Origin of the sequence: Nitrosopumilus piranensis (genome assembly GCF_000875775.1) — an archaeon.
Taxonomy (GTDB): domain Archaea; phylum Thermoproteota; class Nitrososphaeria; order Nitrososphaerales; family Nitrosopumilaceae; genus Nitrosopumilus; species Nitrosopumilus piranensis.
Genome location: NZ_CP010868.1, coordinates 630,721 through 648,414 on the forward strand (window position 1 = coordinate 630,721; position 17,694 = coordinate 648,414).

Annotated in this window: 16 protein-coding genes, 1 tRNA gene and 1 pseudogene; 14 read left to right on the plus strand and 4 right to left on the minus strand. The window is 37.4% G+C overall.

All coding sequences use genetic code 11. The features are described from left to right. Nucleotides 1-21: 21 nt before the first annotated feature. Nucleotides 22-858 (minus strand): PEFG-CTERM sorting domain-containing protein, encoded by an 837-nt coding sequence (locus NPIRD3C_RS03705; protein WP_148702888.1) that lies wholly within the window; start codon nt 856-858, stop codon nt 22-24. 180 nt (nt 859-1,038) lie between these two features. Here NPIRD3C_RS03705 and NPIRD3C_RS03710 point away from each other — a divergent pair, with 180 nt between their 5' ends. The 10 genes from NPIRD3C_RS03710 to NPIRD3C_RS03755 all read left to right on the plus strand — a co-directional run bounded on the left by NPIRD3C_RS03710 (nt 1,039) and on the right by NPIRD3C_RS03755 (nt 13,550). Then, nucleotides 1,039-1,290 (plus strand): DNA-directed RNA polymerase subunit H, encoded by a 252-nt coding sequence (locus NPIRD3C_RS03710; protein ID WP_148702889.1) that lies wholly within the window; start codon nt 1,039-1,041, stop codon nt 1,288-1,290. Beyond that, the gene (locus NPIRD3C_RS03715; RefSeq protein WP_148702890.1) at nt 1,291-4,638 is read left to right on the plus strand and encodes a DNA-directed RNA polymerase subunit B; all 3,348 of its coding nucleotides are present in this window, start codon (nt 1,291-1,293) and stop codon (nt 4,636-4,638) included. Next, nucleotides 4,638-8,429: a DNA-directed RNA polymerase subunit A' gene (locus NPIRD3C_RS03720; RefSeq protein ID WP_148702891.1), complete on the plus strand. Its 3,792-nt coding sequence runs from the start codon at nt 4,638-4,640 to the stop codon at nt 8,427-8,429. The genes NPIRD3C_RS03715 and NPIRD3C_RS03720 overlap by 1 nt, the downstream gene beginning before the upstream one ends. 13 nt (nt 8,430-8,442) lie before the next feature. After that, on the plus strand, nt 8,443-8,676 hold the full coding sequence (locus tag NPIRD3C_RS03725) for an LSM domain-containing protein (RefSeq protein ID WP_148702892.1): 234 nt from the start codon (nt 8,443-8,445) through the stop codon (nt 8,674-8,676). A 37-nt stretch (nt 8,677-8,713) separates the two neighbouring features. Beyond that, complete coding sequence (locus NPIRD3C_RS03730) at nt 8,714-9,892, plus strand: hypothetical protein (RefSeq protein WP_148702893.1); 1,179 nt, start codon at nt 8,714-8,716, stop codon at nt 9,890-9,892. An 81-nt stretch (nt 9,893-9,973) separates the two neighbouring features. Further along, a complete protein-coding gene (locus tag NPIRD3C_RS03735; RefSeq protein ID WP_342399205.1) occupies nt 9,974-11,590 on the plus strand; it encodes a tetratricopeptide repeat protein in 1,617 nt (538 codons plus the stop codon). Nucleotides 11,591-11,664: 74 nt separating this feature from the next. After that, nucleotides 11,665-11,988 (plus strand): ribosomal L7Ae/L30e/S12e/Gadd45 family protein, encoded by a 324-nt coding sequence (locus tag NPIRD3C_RS03740; protein WP_148702894.1) that lies wholly within the window; start codon nt 11,665-11,667, stop codon nt 11,986-11,988. Nucleotides 11,989-12,042: 54 nt separating this feature from the next. Next, complete coding sequence (locus NPIRD3C_RS03745) at nt 12,043-12,507, plus strand: NusA-like transcription termination signal-binding factor (protein WP_148702895.1); 465 nt, start codon at nt 12,043-12,045, stop codon at nt 12,505-12,507. A gap of 3 nt (nt 12,508-12,510) precedes the next feature. Continuing rightward, complete coding sequence (locus tag NPIRD3C_RS03750) at nt 12,511-12,948, plus strand: 30S ribosomal protein S12 (RefSeq protein WP_012214737.1); 438 nt, start codon at nt 12,511-12,513, stop codon at nt 12,946-12,948. Nucleotides 12,949-12,950: 2 nt separating this feature from the next. Next, nucleotides 12,951-13,550 (plus strand): 30S ribosomal protein S7, encoded by a 600-nt coding sequence (locus tag NPIRD3C_RS03755; protein WP_148702896.1) that lies wholly within the window; start codon nt 12,951-12,953, stop codon nt 13,548-13,550. 20 nt (nt 13,551-13,570) lie between these two features. On the opposite strand, the gene NPIRD3C_RS03760 is transcribed toward NPIRD3C_RS03755, so the two are convergent. Both NPIRD3C_RS03760 and NPIRD3C_RS03765 read right to left on the minus strand, forming a co-directional pair. Beyond that, nucleotides 13,571-13,661: transfer RNA gene (locus tag NPIRD3C_RS03760), tRNA-Gln, on the minus strand. A gap of 46 nt (nt 13,662-13,707) precedes the next feature. After that, nucleotides 13,708-14,028 carry a hypothetical protein gene (locus NPIRD3C_RS03765; protein ID WP_148702897.1) on the minus strand — a complete coding sequence of 107 codons (321 nt, stop codon included), beginning with the start codon at nt 14,026-14,028 and terminating at the stop codon, nt 13,708-13,710. A 31-nt stretch (nt 14,029-14,059) separates the two neighbouring features. Between NPIRD3C_RS03765 and NPIRD3C_RS03770 the strand changes: the two genes are divergently transcribed. Together NPIRD3C_RS03770 and NPIRD3C_RS10855 are read left to right on the plus strand one after the other, a co-directional pair. After that, complete coding sequence (locus NPIRD3C_RS03770) at nt 14,060-14,764, plus strand: YkgJ family cysteine cluster protein (RefSeq protein ID WP_148702898.1); 705 nt, start codon at nt 14,060-14,062, stop codon at nt 14,762-14,764. Nucleotides 14,765-15,263: 499 nt separating this feature from the next. After that, nucleotides 15,264-15,533 (plus strand): annotated as a pseudogene (locus NPIRD3C_RS10855) (peptidase); the annotation flags it as partial. On the opposite strand, the gene NPIRD3C_RS03780 reads toward NPIRD3C_RS10855, so the two are convergent. Continuing rightward, nucleotides 15,530-16,543, minus strand: a complete 1,014-nt coding sequence (locus NPIRD3C_RS03780; RefSeq protein WP_148702900.1) for an NAD(P)/FAD-dependent oxidoreductase — start codon at nt 16,541-16,543, stop codon at nt 15,530-15,532. The pseudogene NPIRD3C_RS10855 and the gene NPIRD3C_RS03780 sit on opposite strands and share 4 nt — an antisense overlap. 299 nt (nt 16,544-16,842) lie before the next feature. Here NPIRD3C_RS03780 and NPIRD3C_RS03785 point away from each other — a divergent pair, with 299 nt between their 5' ends. Together NPIRD3C_RS03785 and NPIRD3C_RS03790 are read left to right on the plus strand one after the other, a co-directional pair. After that, a complete protein-coding gene (locus NPIRD3C_RS03785; RefSeq protein ID WP_148702901.1) occupies nt 16,843-17,445 on the plus strand; it encodes a nitroreductase family protein in 603 nt (200 codons plus the stop codon). Nucleotides 17,446-17,479: 34 nt separating this feature from the next. Continuing rightward, nucleotides 17,480-17,662, plus strand: a complete 183-nt coding sequence (locus NPIRD3C_RS03790) for a hypothetical protein (protein WP_148702902.1) — start codon at nt 17,480-17,482, stop codon at nt 17,660-17,662. Nucleotides 17,663-17,694: the final 32 nt, after the last annotated feature.

Here is a 17,694-nt window from a genome sequence, read left to right on the forward strand (position 1 = left end):
AAAAAGAGAAAAAAGATGAAATTAGTATCTTGGTATAATACTAAGTCTTGATCTTGCAGATACTGCAATTATTGAGATAATTGCTACTGCTAGAATCATTGCTGCGATTGTACCAAATTCTGGGACTACAAATGTACCGATTATCTCGATCTCCTCAGATCCTGCTGGGAATGATATGGTTAATGTTCTATCTGTTGATGTTTTTATTTCATCAAAGTCTACTTCTTCTCCGTCAACTAGAACGAAAAATTCCTCATCTGCACCATTCATAGTAGCATCTAATACTGATCTAGGGATTGTCATTGTGATTGAACCGTCATTAGTGGCATCAATTGATACGATCAAAGATTTTGCTTCAAAGTCAGGCATGATTCCAAGTAGTTTTGCCCCTGTAATCGTATACCCTATCAAATCTGTTGAACCCTCAACTGTTACAGTTTTTTCTGTAACTTTGCCTGTATCCTTTGGTGGTGTTACTACCGTAGAACCACCAAATTCAAATGATGTTGTATCTGATCTATTCACACTACCATATTGAACGGTAATTGTGTATGAGCCTTCTGCTCTCATCAATGAACCTCCAGCAGTAATTTCAGTACTGAATTTTTTGTCTGCGCCAACTGTAACTTGAGCAATTGAGACCAAGTTGCCATTAGGTGCTTTGACAATAACACTTACAGGAGTTCCTGAATATAGATCTCTAACTTCACCTGTTACCATGATGACTTCGCCTTCTGAATATGATGTTTTATCTGTGGTAACAACAATCGTATTTTGTATTTGTCCAAATGCTGGTGACGTACCAATACTTGCAAAAAGAATTGCAGATATGGCAAACACCATCAATTGTGATTTCATTGTTCTTACGCCTAAATTTCTACTATTTAAGGTTGTGAAAAGATTAGTTGACAAAATAGAAAAAATACAATTTTCTTGACGAATTTCAGATTAGATATATATTAACCTGAGCGTGAGATTTTGACAGTTTGTGTGTATTCATTACTGTTACATTTAATGTTCGACGTGGGGGTTTTGTAATTGGCAACTAAGAAAAACCAAATTCTTGTACCTGACCATATCTATGTTCCAAAGCATGAAATCATTTCAAAACAAGAAGCTGAAGAAGTTTTAAAAAAATACAATTGTAAGCCAACTGAATTACCATTAATCTTTGTAAACGATCCTGCAATTTTGGGACTTGGTGTAAAACCTGGTGATATGATAAAGATCACTAGAAAAAGCCCAACTGCTGGTGAGAGTTTCTATTATCGATATGTGGTGGAAGTATAGATGGCAGATCCTTCTACAAAACGTTGGCCAGTAATTCAAGATATTTTGAAGAGAGAGGGCATTGCACGTCAACACCTAAACTCCTTTGATGAATTTTTAGAAAGAGGACTACAAAGTATTATCAACGAAGTTGGACAAATCGATATTGAAAATGCTGAATACCCTTACAAGATTCAGCTAGGCAAAGTTAAACTTCAACAACCACGAATGATGGAACTTGATGGCTCCATTACACACATCACTCCAGCTGAAGCTAGATTGAGAAACGTATCTTATTCTGCACCAGTGATGATGGAGGCAAGTGTTGTAGAAGATGGAAAAATTCTTGAATCAAGATTTGTCCATATTGGTGATGTTCCAGTTATGGCAAAATCAAATGCATGTATCTTGCATAATTTCTCTACACAAAAATTAGTTGAACATGGTGAGGACCCAAACGATCCTGGTGGCTACTTTATCATCAATGGTTCTGAACGAGTAATTGTTGGGCTAGAAGATCTTTCTTACAATAAAATAATTGTTGACCGAGAAACAGTTGGCGGAAACATTGTACACAAAGCCAAAGTATATTCTTCAATTGTTGGTTACCGTGCAAAATTAGAACTTGTCATGAAAAATGATGGATTAATTGTTGCCAGAATTCCTGGCTCTCCAGTTGATATTCCAGTAGTTACTTTGATGAGAGCACTTGGATTAGAATCAGACAGAGAGATTGCAGCTGCAGTTTCTTTGGTAGATGAACTTCAAGATGAATTAGAAGGCTCTTTTGAAAAAGCAGGTGATGTTCCAACTGCAAAAGACGCTATCGTTTACATCAGTAAGAGAATTGCTCCGGGAATGCTTGAAGAATTTCAGATTAAACGTGCTGAGACTTTGCTTGATTGGGGTCTGTTACCTCACTTGGGAAAGCATCCTGAAAACAGAAAAGAAAAGGCACAATTTTTGGGAGAAGCTGCTTGTAAATTATTAGAACTAAGACTTGGTTGGATAAAGCCTGACGACAAGGATCACTATGGAAACAAAGTCATCAAATTTGCAGGTCAGATGCTTGCAGACTTGTTTAGAACTGCATTTAGAAATCTTGTCCGCGACATGAAATACCAACTAGAACGCTCAGGCCAAAAACGTGGAATTAATGCTGTAGCTGCTGCTATTCGTCCGGGAATTATTACTGATAAACTAAACAATGCAATTGCCACTGGAAACTGGGGAAGAGGTAGAGTAGGTGTAACTCAACTACTTGATAGAACTAACTATCTTTCAACTATTAGTCACCTTAGAAGAATTCAATCTCCTCTTAGTAGAACCCAGCCAAATTTTGAGGCAAGAGACTTGCATGCAACCCACTTTGGAAGAATCTGTCCAAGTGAAACCCCTGAAGGATCAAATTGTGGTCTTGTAAAAAATCTCGCATTATCTGGAATCATTTCAGTAAACGTACCATCTGAAGAAATTATAGAGAAGCTCTATGACCTTGGAACTGTTCACTTTTTTGATGCCAAAGAAGATTTGAAAAAAGATGGGACTAGAATATTTGTTGATGGTAGATTAATTGGATATTATAAAGACGGTGAACAACTTGCAGAATCTCTAAGGGACTTGAGAAGAAATTCAAAGATTCACCCACATGTTGGTGTATCATTTCATAAATCTGAAATTGAAGGTTCTACAAGAAGATTATACGTTAACTGTAATGCAGGACGTGTACTAAGACCATTAATTATTATCAAAGATAACAAACCACTACTTACTTCTGATTTGTTAGATAAAATCTCAAAGAAACTCATCTCATGGACTGATCTTTTGAGAATGGGCGTACTTGAAATGATTGATGCAAATGAAGAAGAGAACTGCTATGTCACACTAGATGAAAAAGACACAAAGAAGCATACTCATCTTGAAGTTTTCCCACCAGCAATTCTTGGTGCAGGAGCTTCAATAATTCCATATCCTGAACACAACCAGTCTCCAAGAAATACATACGAGTCTGCAATGGCAAAACAGAGTCTGGGATTCTCAACACCGATGATGAATACAAGTACTTACGTTAGACAGCACTTTATGCTATATCCACAAGTTCCAATTGTCAATACAAAAGCAATGAAACTTTTGGGATTAGAAGACAGACCAGCAGGTCAGAACTGTGTAGTTGCAGTATTGCCATTTGATGGTTACAATATTGAAGATGCAATTGTTCTTAGCAAGGCATCAGTTGATAGAGGACTTGGAAGAACATTCTTCTTTAGAATTTATGATGCTGAAGCAAAACAATATCCTGGCGGAATGCGTGATGCATTTGAAATTCCAAACGCTGAGGATAATATCCGAGGTTACAAGGGAGAACGTGCATACAGACTATTAGAAGAAGACGGTGTTGTTGCAGCAGAAGCCCCAGTAAAAGGTGGCGACATCTTGATTGGAAAAACTAGTCCTCCAAGATTCATGGAAGAGTATAGAGAGTTTGAATCATCTGGCCCATATAGAAGGGATACCTCAATTGGCGTCAGACCGTCAGAAACTGGTGTTGTTGATACTGTAGTTATGACTCAATCAAATGAAGGCGGAAAGATGTACAAGATTAGAGCAAGAGATATGAGAATTCCAGAGATTGGTGACAAGTTTGCATCAAGACACGGACAAAAAGGAATTTTAGGAATTTTAGCTAAAGCAGAAGACTTGCCATATACTGCAAGTGGAATGTCTCCTGATGTTTTGATTAATCCACATGCATTCCCATCTAGAATGACAGTTGGTATGATGATGGAATCCATCTGTGGAAAATCTGCAGCACTACGTGGAAAGAGATTTGATGGTTCTGCATTTGTTGGAGAGAAGATGGATGAGGTAAGACAAGTAATGGATGCACATGGCTTTGAATATTCTGGTAAAGAGATAATGTATGACGGAAGAACTGGAAAATCATTCCCAGTTGAAGTCTTTATCGGTGTTGTATACTATCAGAAACTACACCACATGGTTGCAGATAAGATTCATGCAAGAGCACGTGGACAAGTTCAGATGTTAACTAAACAGCCAACAGAAGGAAGAGCAAGAGGTGGTGGCCTTAGATTCGGTGAAATGGAGAGAGATTGTTTGATTGCTTATGGTGCTTCTATGATTCTAAAAGACAGACTACTTGATGAGTCTGATAAATCTGATATCTTTGTTTGTGAGAGATGTGGTCTTGTTGCTTACCATGATGTTAAACAAAGAAAGTATGTATGCAGAGTATGTGGCGATAAAGCAAAGGTCTCCTCTGTTTCAGTTGCATATGCATTCAAACTACTCTTACAAGAGATGCAGAGTCTCAATGTCGCACCAAGATTACTAATCAAGGAGAAACTATAATGTCGATTCAAGCAGTAAAAGCAATTGATGGAATCAGATTCTCTGTTTGGTCTCCAACTGAAATCAGAAAATATTCTGTTGCAGAAATCACTGCTCCTGAAACTTATGATGAAGATGGAATGCCTGTTCAGGGAGGTTTGATGGATGGCAGACTGGGAACACTAGAGCCTGGACAAAAATGTCTTACATGTGGAAATACTGCAGCAAGATGTCCTGGACACTTTGGACACTTGGAATTAGCAGAGCCTGTTTTGCATATTGCATTTATTGATAATATCTACAAGTTACTGCAATCAACATGTCGTTCTTGTGCAAGACTCAAAGTTCCTCAAGAAGACTTGGATGTCTTTAGAAACATCAAAGAAAAACATGCAGCATATACTGTAATCTCTCAAAAACGTATTCCAGAACAAATCATTGAAAAAGCAAAGAAAGCAAAGGAATGCCCTCACTGTGGTAAAACACAATACGAGTTAATTTTTACCAAACCAACTATATTTGTCGAAAAAACAGAAATCGGAGAACACAGATTACTTCCAATTACAATTAGAGAAAGATTCTCACAAATCCTTGATGAAGATTTAGAATTATTATCATATGATCCAATTACTGCAAGACCTGAATGGTTTGTATTGCAGGCATTTCCTGTCCCACCAGTAACTGTTAGACCATCAATTATTTTGGAGACTGGAATTAGATCAGAAGATGACCTGACACACAAGATGGTAGATATCATCAGGGTTAACCAGAGACTAAAAGAAAGCAAAGATGCAGGAACTCCTCCACTAATCGTTCAAGACTTGGTGGATTTGTTACAATATCATACAACAACATACTTTGATAATGAAGTATCTGGAATCCCACAAGCTCATCATCGTTCTGGACGTCCTCTCAAAACTTTGACTCAAAGACTCAAAGGAAAAGAGGGAAGATTCAGAGGTTCATTATCTGGAAAGAGAGTTGACTTTTCAAGCAGAACTGTAATCTCTCCTGATCCTAACTTGGACTTGAGCGAAGTCGGTGTCCCAGAGACAGTTGCAATGAAATTAACAATTCCTGAAATTGTAACAGAATGGAACATTGAGAGAATGAGAAAACTTGTAATTAATGGACCTGAGAAATTCCCAGGCGTAAACTATATCGTCCGACCAGACGGAGTAAAGATTAGACTTGATTTCGTAGAGGACCGCTCTACAATTGCTGAAACACTTGAGATTGGATACTTGGTAGAAAGACATCTTGCAGACGGTGACATTGTCATGTTCAACAGACAACCATCACTCCACCAGATGTCAATCATGGCACACTATGTCCGTGTACTTCCCGGAAAGACATTCAGACTTCACCCATCAGTTTGTCCACCATACAACGCAGACTTTGATGGTGATGAGATGAACCTTCACGTTCCTCAAAGTGAAGAAGCACGTGCAGAAGCAATTCTTTTGATGAGAGTTCAAGATCAATTGATCTCTCCCAGATATGGCGGTCCAATCATTGGTGCCCTAAGAGACTTTGTAACTGGTGCATACCTTCTAACTAAAGACGATACTATTTTGTCTATTCAAGAATTCTCAAACCTTGCAATGCTTGGCGGTTACATAGAACCATTACCAAAACCTGCAACTAAAACAAAAGACGGTCCGGCATATACTGGAAAGCAACTCTTCTCATTGTTCTTGCCAAAAGACTTCAACTATGTCATTACATCAAAGTGGTCCAAGGGAACAAAGGGAAAAGCAAAAGATGTTGTAATTAAAAATGGTGAACTAATCAGCGGTGTAATTGACAAATCTTCAATTGGCGCAGAAGAACCAGAAAGTGTACTACATAGAATTGCAAAAGACTATGGCAATGCCGTAGGAAAAAGCTTCCTCAACTCTATTCTCATTATGGTAAAACAATTCATCACTCACTATGGTTTCAGTTATGGTTACGGTGACCTTATCGTCCCTGACAAAGACAAACAACAGATTCTTGATGACATTCAAGAGACTTATGACACTGTAGATGACTTGACTGATCAATTCAAGAAAGGTACTTTGAAACTAACAAGAGGTATGAGACCTGAAGAAGCATTAGAGGCCTATATTGTAAATGAATTGGGTAAAGCCAGAGACAAGGCAGGCTCTACTGCAAATGATTGCCTTCCAGCAGACAATGCAGGAAAAATCATGGCTACTACTGGTGCAAGAGGCTCATCACTTAACGTGGGTCAGATGGCAGGAGCCCTTGGACAACAGTCGAGAAGAGGTAACAGACTTCATGAAGGCTACAACAACAGAGCCTTGACACACTATCAAGAACATGACAATAATCCTGATGCACATGGATTTGTAAAATCCAATTACAGAGAAGGACTATCTGCACTTGAATTCTTCTTCCACGCAATGGGTGGTCGTGAAGGACTTGTAGACACTGCAGTCAGAACACAACAAAGTGGTTACATGCAGCGTAGATTGATCAACGCATTAGAACACATTAGATTAGAATATGATGGAACAGTAAGAGATCCACACGGACACATTGTTCAATTCCTTTATGGTGAAGATGGAATTGATGTTCAAAAGAGTGATCATGGTGAGGCATTTAACCCAAGTAGATTAATTGAATCTCAGAAAATTGTTGACTCTGGCAAAAAGGCAACAAAAGACGAGATTGAAACTTTGGCCAAGAAATACACCAAGACCTTTAACCCAAGACTTACCTCACTTGTAACTGATGCATTACTAGAATCTGGATTAAGCAAAGATGGTATTGAGGCAGTATGTAAGAAGGGATTGCTACTTTACAACAAAGCTAAAGTTGAACCAGGACAAGCAGTCGGAATCATCACTGCACAATCAATTGGTGAACCTGGTACTCAGATGACATTAAGAACATTCCACTTTGCAGGAATTAAAGAAAGAAACGTTACACTGGGTCTTCCAAGATTAATTGAACTAGTTGATGCAAGAAAGAAACCAGTAACGCCAACTATGGATATTTATCTTGATGGGGACTCAAAGAAATCAAGAGAAAAAGCAATTGATGTTGCAAGAAATGTTTTGCAAACCAAAGTAAGTGCCTTGATTGCAGACAGTGAAACTGACTATGCAACTGAAATTAAACTAATTTTGAGTGAAAACAGGCTCAAAGAGAGAGGCTGTACTATTGCTGAAGTAGAGGCAGCACTATCATCAAACAAGAAATTCAAGTTGGAGACAACTGGTGAACTAATTACATTAAAACTAGTTGAGGAATCTGATACTGCAACAGCAATTGCAATCCGAAACAAAGTTCTTAACACTACTGTCAAAGGTGTACCAGACATTGAACGTGTAACACTAGTCCAAAAAGATGATGAGTGGGTTATCCAGACAACTGGTTCAAACGTTGCAAAGGTCTTAGAAGTAAAAGGAATTGACAAGAGAAACGTTAGAACAAACAACGTCTTTGAAATTGCAGGAACACTTGGAATTGAAGCTGCAAGAAATGCACTAATCAATGAACTTAACAGTACTCTAGAAGATCAGGGACTTGAAGTTGATAATAGATACATTATGTTAGTAGCTGACTTGATGTGCTCACGTGGTTACATGCAACAAATTGGAAGACATGGAATTGCAGGAACCAAAGACAGTGTCTTGGCAAGAGCCGCATTTGAGATTACCGTTCCAACAATTGCACATGCTGCACTTGGAGGAGAAATTGAACAACTCAAAGGTATCACTGAAAACGTAATTGTTGGAAGTAACATTCCAATTGGCAGTGGTACAGTTGACTTGTACATGCAAGTAAGCAAGAAGAAATAACTTGATGATAATTATGGCAGATGAAATTTCAACACTAATGGCAAACTCCAAAGATAAAGTTGTCTTGCTTCGATTAAGAAACAACAAGACAGTTCAAGGGGTACTGCAAGACTTTGATATTCACATGAACCTTACACTAGAAAACGCTGAAGACATTACTGAAAAAAAACCAGAACCACTAGGCAAAATATTGCTTCGCGGTGACAACATTTTGGCAATATCTTTGCCTGATGAAGAGTCAGACTAGTAAACCATAAATCTTAACTCTACCATATCAAAAGTGATTGCTTGATTTTTTATTTTTAATTTTTATTTTGCCATTTGCATCTGCTCAAGAGATTCCAGACTATGACAAACCATATGCTCCGATATTTTTTGACAGACCCATTTACTCGTGGACTGACAAAATCAAAATCAAAGTAATTGCACCAAGCTGGAACACAGACAAAGACTTGATTGATTCAATAGGTGATGATACGGATAATCCAATTAAAATTTCAACGCGAAGTCATTCTCTGGAGCCTTACAGACTAACTGAGACCAATGTGGCAAGTGGAATATTTACTGGCGAAATTATTCTTACTGGATTTTTGCATGATGCAGACGGTGATGGCAGCTTTGATACTAATCCTAGAACTATAGGCAGTGGACCAACAAGTGGATTCTTGGAAGTTGAAAGGGATTCTGGAGTTACAGTATCATTTGAGTTTGCAGATGGTGTAATACTGTCTGAATCAGTTCCAGTATCGTGGAATATTGGAGCCATTGAATTTACAAATGATGTTTTTCTCTCAAAGGAATCAGTATTGGTTAGAGTAATTGATCCTGACATGAATCTAAACCCTGAGGCAATTGATCAAATTCCAATAGAAGTATTTTCAGACTCTGATGTTGGAGGAATTACTACAAATGCAATTGAGACATCTGAGAGTTCTGGCTCTTTTGTTGCCACAATATCTTTGACTCAAAACTCCGCATCTAGTGGAAACAGACTTTATGCAATTCCAAGCGATATAATTTCTGCCAAATACCATGACTATACACTACCAAAGCCATATTCAATATCAGATAATCTGCAACTTCAGGCTAGCTCTCAAGTAGAATCATCTGTTCCTTCTACCCAACGACTGCAAAACTCTGCAATTAACATCTCTGATAGCTTTGGAAAAAGCATATCATCTCTTTCTTCAAATCATCAAGTTCAGATTGTTGGAAGTATATCAAATACTCAAGAGTATGATCAAAAGTTTGTTTATCTCTTTCAAGTAAAAAACTCTGAAAACTATGTGGAATCTCTTTCTTGGATAAAAGGTCAGTTGTCTCCTGGACAAAACCTTGATGTATCTCAATCATGGATACCAAAAAATTCTGGGGACTATAGCATTGAAACATTTGTTTGGACTTCGCTAAATGATCCAACTGCATTATCAAACCCCATGACAAGATCAATATCCGTTGAATGAAAAGTATCAATCATACGTGATTATTAAATAGAAAATTACGTTTTTTTTATTGTGATTCGATTTATTCTGGGGATATCTCTAGTGTTACTGGCATTTGCTCCACTTGCACTATCTGATGTCTTTGCTGATTTATTTAATGTGAATTTTGATAAGAGCAGTTATCATACTGGTGATTCACTTGTCATATCAGGCCAGATTGTTGATTTTGGTATGCCAGTTATTGCAATGAGCATATTTGATCCTGCTGGAAAGATTCTGTCTGCAAACAACGTAGAACTCTCATCAGATGGCAGCTTCTCAAAAACCATTTTCCTAGATTCACCATTTTATGAGATAGCCGGAGAGTATCTCATAAAACTTGACTATGGCAAAGTAACTGAAGAACATAATTTTGTAATCCAAGGTACAGTAGAGGCAGAAACTGCTTCGCAGGAGGTTATAGTGCCTGAAATTGTATCAGTTTATACTGAAAAAGACCACTATTTTGATAACAACACAATCAAAATTTTTGGAACTGTTTCATCTTTGGATTCACCTACTGTCCTAATTGGTGTTCATGATCCGTTTGGAACCCCTGTTGGATTTTACTTTGGAAACATTAATGACAATCTGGAGTTTTCTGCAAGCTTTCTAGCTAAAGACGGTGTGAATTTTAAATCTGAAGGAACTTATTCCATCAAAGCTCATTATGCACAGACTAGTACCAAACATTTCTTTGAATACTCTGCAAATCCTCCAACAAAAAGTGTAGTTGAGGAAACAACAGAGTCACTTGAGGATACAACAAAAACAACTGTAGATGAAACTACAGACACAGTAGATGCTACAAAGGATTATGTTGAAAAAACAATACAAGAACCAATACAAGAAACTGTACCAGAAACCATTGAGGAAACAATAGAAACACCAACAAAAATAATTGAAGAATCACCAGAACCTGTTAAAGATATTATTGATAAAGAAATTATTTCAAAAAAGAAAATCATAACAAAAGAAAAGCCAGTACCTGAAAAAGAAATTATATCAAAAGAAACTCAACCAAAAAATAAATCAAAAGAAAATATTTTAGAAAATGAAGAGCACGATAATCTTTCAGTTGAAGATATTGAACTTGGTAAATTACTAAATCAAATAAACCTTGAATGTGACTCTAGTACTTTTGTTGATTCCATATCTTACTATGATGGAATGGGACCTGCACTATACAGATTATGTCAGTTCGATAATTCATTGAAATTTTTTAACGAATCTTTAATTGAAGATCCTGATAATGTAGAAGCTCTTGTAAACAAAGGCTCTACATTAGGAAAGATTGGACATGTATCAGAATCAATAGCATACTATGATCGTGCCATTGTTCTTGACCCTGATTTTCTGTCTGCCAAACATAACAAAGCAAATGCATTGGCAACTCTTGGAAATCTAGATGATGCAATTTTACTTTACAATGAAATTCTAGAAGAGAATCCAAACTACTATACTGCAAGAACAAATCTCAATACTGCTCTATCACTCAAGTCTGAAATCCCAGAACCTATTGTGGAAATCAAAATGCCTGAACCTGAAATTGAAAATTCATTTAAGGAAAAACCATTACCTGAAAAAACAATTCCTGTAGAAAATAAAAAAGAAAAACCAACTAACATTTTAGAAGAATTAACTCGTGTGTTTTCATCATTGTTTGGTTTTGTTGAATGATCTTACTTTTGTGTGTGCATAATTTTTCCATAAACCTATAAAGCCCTGTTGAGACGATGCACTTAAGGAAAAACATGAGTAAGATACTTGAGAAATCTTTGAAGGATGCCCGAAAGGAAGGCAAGTTAACAATGGGCAGTAAACAAGTTTTAAACTCTGTAAAAAATTCCAAGCTAATTGTATTGTCTCAATCTGTAGAAAAAGAAATGATTGAGCGAATTGAATCAGATGCAAAAAAAGAAAAAATACCTTTAGTAAACTTCCAAGGAACTTCAGTCGCATTGGGCAGATTGTGCGGCTTGCAATTTAGAATTTCAACAATTTCATTCACATCAATCGATGACGCAAACATCAAATCAATTTTAAAAGATACAGAAGCTGAGGAAAAAAATGATTAGACATAGCCTTGAAAGTTTAAATGAGCCATTTTTTGTTTGGAGACATTAACAATTATGACACAATCAATCAAACTAACAACGGATCAAATGCGTATGATGTCTTTGTTCCAAAACGTTACAGGTGCAACAGCACGTGATTGTGTCGAAGATGAGAAACAAGATAGAGTAATTTTTGTAGTTAACACAGGAAAGATGGGACTTGCAATTGGTAAGGGAGGAATGCACATCAAATCCCTACAAAACATTGTAAAGAGAAACGTTGAACTCGTAGAATTTGATGAGGATCCAGCAAAATTTTTGTCTAATTTGCTTAATTCTAAACTGATATCTGAAGTAAAAATAAATACGCGGGCAGACGGGACAAAACAGGCAATCGTTATGGTAGACCCAAGAAAGAAAGGAATTGTTGTAGGAAGAGAGGGCAGAAATGCTGAGAAGGCAAGAATGCTTGCAAAACGATATTTTGATATTACTAGTGTCTTGATTAACAGTCCTGAAAGACAAACTATGGAGATGTAGAGTATGAGAAAATCACCACTTGGATTATTTGCAGGCAGAGTTCTAACTACAAAAAAGAAGAGACAGAGATGGGCAATCTCAACTTACAAGAGAAGAGAATTAGGTATTGATAAAAAAGCAGACCCACTTGGTGGCGCTCCACAAGCAAGGGGAATTGTTTTAGAAAAAGTTGGCGTAGCAGCAAAACAGCCAAACTCTGCAATTAGAAAATGTGTTCGTGTTCAATTAATTAAAAACGGTAAAACAGTTACTGCATTCTTGCCACGAGACGGTGCAATGAACTTTATTGATGAACACGATGAAGTTCACATTCAAGGAATGGGTGCAACTCAAGGCGGTGCAATGGGGGATATTCCTGGTGTTAGATTCAAAGTATTCAAAGTAAATGGTACATCACTTCATGAACTAGTAATCGGAAAGAAGGAGAAACCAAGGAGATAGAAATGGCACAAACAAAAAACTTGTTACTGTTTAGAAAATGGGATTTATCTGATATCGAAGTCAAAGACCCAGGCCTTAAAACTGCAATCTCTTTAAGAAAACAAATCTTGCCATACACATTTGGTCGTTCTGCACTCAAGAGATTCAACAAGGCCGATGTCAACATTGTTGAGAGATTAATCAACAAGACAATGCACTTTGGTAAAAAATATGCAAAGAACACCGGCAGAATGACTGGAAAGAAAACCAAAATTCTCAATACCGTTAGAACAGCATTTACAATTATCGAACTTAAAACTGGAAAAAATCCAGTAGAGGTACTAGTTAGAGCAGTTGAGAATTCAGCTCCTAACGAGGACACAACTAGAATTGTTTATGGTGGTACAGTTTACCATGTGTCAGTTGATGTTGCACCAATTAGAAGAGTTGACTTGGCTTTGAGATTCATTGCTGATGCAATCAAAGAATCTACATTCTCCAATCCAAAACCAATTGAAGAGCACATGGCAGAACAACTAATCATGGCTGCCGACAACGATCCTAACGCTCCTTCTGTAAAGAAAAAGAACGAACTAGAGAGAATCGCACAAGCATCAAGATAGAATTTTAGAAATTATTCCAGTAGCCCGAGGCAGATTCGAACTGCCGTCTCCGCCTATATCCACTTTGTGAGATCCAGAGGGCAGAATCCTTGACCGCTAGACTATCGGGCTACTTGAAAGAAATCTTGAATGTTTAGAATATAATCATTTGTTGCAATCACTTTAGTCTAACTTCTCTGATTGCAGTTGCGTAATCACATCCTGCTTTCAATCTCATGTAGGGAATAAGCTTGTAGTGAATTGAATAAAGTGTTCCTTCTTTGAGTAGAATTCCTTTTTGTTGCAGTGATGCAAGTCCCCTTGATGGAATGTTGATTGATAGATTTTGTTCTTTGCAAATTTTATCTCGCTTGTCTTGGAATTGTTTTAGAGTAAATGCAACATCGTTTAACTCTAGAATTAAAGGCCAAATAATTTCTGCCCAGACAAATCTCCTGTTCTCAGTTGCTGAAGCATACTTGCCTTTTTCACTCAACATTAATAACATCTGCAAATGATGTTATAACTTATTGTCCCAAAAGGAGATTGAAGAGTCGCTAGATTTACTGCAAAAAGATTGGGATGTTGACCCAATATTGAGAAACTTTATGCTTGGAAAAATTACTGATGTCTCTGACAGACCAATCAAGGTAAAAGATGTTGTGTTCCATATTCCTTATCTTAATTCAGAAAAAAAATTTATTCTTTGGAAATGCTTTTGGCCTGACTGTCATAACTGCTGTGACAGACAAGGAAGACTGCCACTTACTTCAGATGACTTGATTACAATTGGAAAAGGACTAAAATACCAAAAGCCTTCAGAGTTTATCAAAAATGAAACACTGACTGTAACCTATTCTGAACCGGGACCTTCAGGGCAAATGACTACAATGACAACAATCAACCTTAAAAGAAAAGAAGATGAGACTGCAGCTGATGATGGAACCCACATCTCATGTAGATTCCTAGATGAGGAAGGTGGATGCTCTATGCATCCTGACCGTCCTGGAGTGTGTTATCTGTATCCGTTTTCTAGCTGGCTTGAAAACGAGAAAGGAAAGCCACGAGTTCATGCAACATACCAATTCACTGGAGACTGTCCGGGATTTTATCTTGCAGAAGATCTAGAACCAATGAAAGAAGAGTTTAAGGAATATTCAAAGATAATTTATGATTACAACATGGCATCAAATAGAACAAACCGCGAAGGATTTGGGTCTGTTAGTTTTAGTTAGAAATCATTTCCTCAAATAAATTTAATTCCTTTACTAATCCTTTAAATGAAGAGACAAATCTATTATATCACTTATGAAATTAAACAAAATTCTCATCATTGCAATAGTATCTCTATTTGTGGCAACTTCAGGCCAACAGGTCTTGGGGTATGGTGGCCCTCCTGTACAAAGCAGTTCCAATAATTTTACAGTTGACATAAACTCTGATAATGAGTCTTATTCACTTGGTGAGTCCGTAACATTTTCTGGAACTGTTAACAAATATGATGAAGAACGAAGTTTAAGAATTTCAATTTTTGATTCAAAATCCAATCTTATTGTAACTCAAAAAGTATCTGTAAATGAAGATATGACATTTTCTCATAATGTATCGCTAGGTGAGAAATTCAATGATGGAAAACATATCGTCAAGGCTCAATATGGAAATTCAAAGGCAACAGTTGCAATAATCGCATTTGAAGTGTCTGGTGATATGAAATCTGCTGGAGCATCTAATGCAAAGATTCCTGACTGGATTAAGACTAATGCAGGATGGTGGGCAGAAGGCTCAATTGATGATAACTCCTTTGTGCAAGGAATTCAATTTCTAATCAAAGAAGGACTAATGGAGATACCTCCAACTGCACAAGGCTCTGCTACTAGTAACACAATTCCTGACTGGATTAAGACTAATGCAGGATGGTGGGCAGAAGGCTCAATTGATGATAACTCCTTTGTGCAAGGAATTCAATTTCTAATCAAAGAAGGACTTATGAAAATATCAAACTAGGCCTTTGCCACTTTCATCAAGTCAGCAATTTTAATATCCATTCCAAACCTGTCTTCGTTCTTTTTCATGTATCTAAATATTGACAAAAAGTCTGGAAGTGCTTTTACAAAACTAAAGTCTTTGTGTATCTTTGCTCGGACAAAATTGAAAACCTTGGCATACACTTTGTAATGTTTTTCAACTGCCTTTTCATATGCTGCAAAATCATCCATGTTCTCAAGAAATATCTCAACGCATTGCATTGATGGAATGATTCCCTCACCTAACAGCGCATAGACTGTTCCAATTGACTCTCCAACACCTACAACTTTTCCTGAATAGTATGGCTTGCATCTGTCCGGAGTTGCCAATCTAATTGGCCTTCCCTTTGTTTTGAGAACCTTGCCGCCATGCTTTTTTAGAAAGTCATCAGTTGCCTTGATGTGTTGCTTATTGTAATCGCCTGCTCCGATATGGGCCCACTTCTCACCTAGTGGGAAATACCAAAAATATCCTGACATGCCAGGAAATGGCTCAATGTAAAAGTCATCATACGGAACTCCATCCTCATACTCTACTTTGTATTCGTATGTTGGCAAAAAGAAATCTTCTTTGAGCTTTGGCAGATATACTCTGTGAAATCCAGTACAGTCAACTATCATGTCATACTCTTTTTCTAACTCCTCTAGAGTTGGTGGTTTGCCATAGATTACTTTGGAGTCTTTGATAAAATCTTTAATCAGTCCAAGTTTGTCATATGTGCATAATCCTTTCAGACCAATGTCAAACTTTACGTCATTGTTCATCTTGACGTGCATGTTTTTTCCATCATGGATCAGAAAGTCATTAAAATCTCTGCCAGTCTTTTTGCAGTATTCAGAAAGCACTGGTTTGATTGTGCCCCAAGCACAGATAGAATCGTGTCTTTCTTTTGGGTTTAACTCATACCCTGTAACGTCATGTTCAGAGTCCTTTAGTCTGGCCATAAGATAAGAACCAGCTACCCCCATACCCATTACTGCAATCTTCAACAATCTGTGAATCTCTATAGTGTAATAAATAGACTATCTGAATTTGTTTGGGTCCTTTACCACTAGTAGAAATTATTAGCATCGGTTAAATAACAAAAACACATAGTATTCTTAAGAAAAGACAAGTCTGTCGTCTGAATCAAACGTTTCAGGCCTTAAGATGAAATCACTTTCATCAGAGTACAACCGTTTCTGATCTTAAGTGATTAGAGATGTCATCAAGACACATTTTTGGTCTTGATCTTAATCTCGATTGTCTTTTCGTTTAATTTATTTTAGATTAATCTTGGCATGACTCCATGGATGTTTTTGAAGCAATATCGACTCGACGTGCAATCAAAAAGTTTGATCCAAACTACAAGATGAGTCCTGAAGATATTAAAAGATTGATGGAGCATGTGCTCTTGTCTCCTACTAGCTACAACCAACAGAACTGGAGATTTGTCTATGTCACTGATCAATCAGTTAAAGAGAAAATATCAGTTGCAGCTCGTGGACAAGCTCAACCAAAAGACGGTTCATTGGTAATTGTTTTGTGTGGTTATATGTCTGCATGGAAGACTGAACCGCTACGCTACTGGAAGAATCATCCAACTGAAAAGCAAGAATATGTCAAAGCAGCACTAGAGAGAAAGTACACCTCTGATCCTCATGCAGAACGCGATGAGGCAATCCGCTCTTGTGGCATGGCAGCTCAAACAATAATGCTTGCAACAAGAGACATGGGACTTGACTCTTGTCCTATGGTAGGATTTGAGTATGACGAGCTTGCAAAAATCATCAAATTGCCAGAGAACCATCTAATTGTAATGATGGTTGTAGTTGGCAAAAAGGCAGCACCTGCACTGGAGCGAGGTGGTCAGTTGCCTCTAGATGAGGTCGCATTTGAGAACTCTTTCTAGATGTTCTTAATTGAAAGAATTGTAAATGAAATCTGTGAAGACTATCCTAGTCTTTGTAATTGCATCTGTTTTACTAGTTCCACTTCCTATCTTTGCCCCATCTCCCCCTGAATACTCTGGACACAATCAAATGATCAATGACATGAGACATCACAAATCATACATGGGTATGTGTGCACTTGGGTTTGCACAACTTGATGGAGTGTGTGCTAGATGACAGATGTGGTCCGGTGCATATCTTGGAAAGAT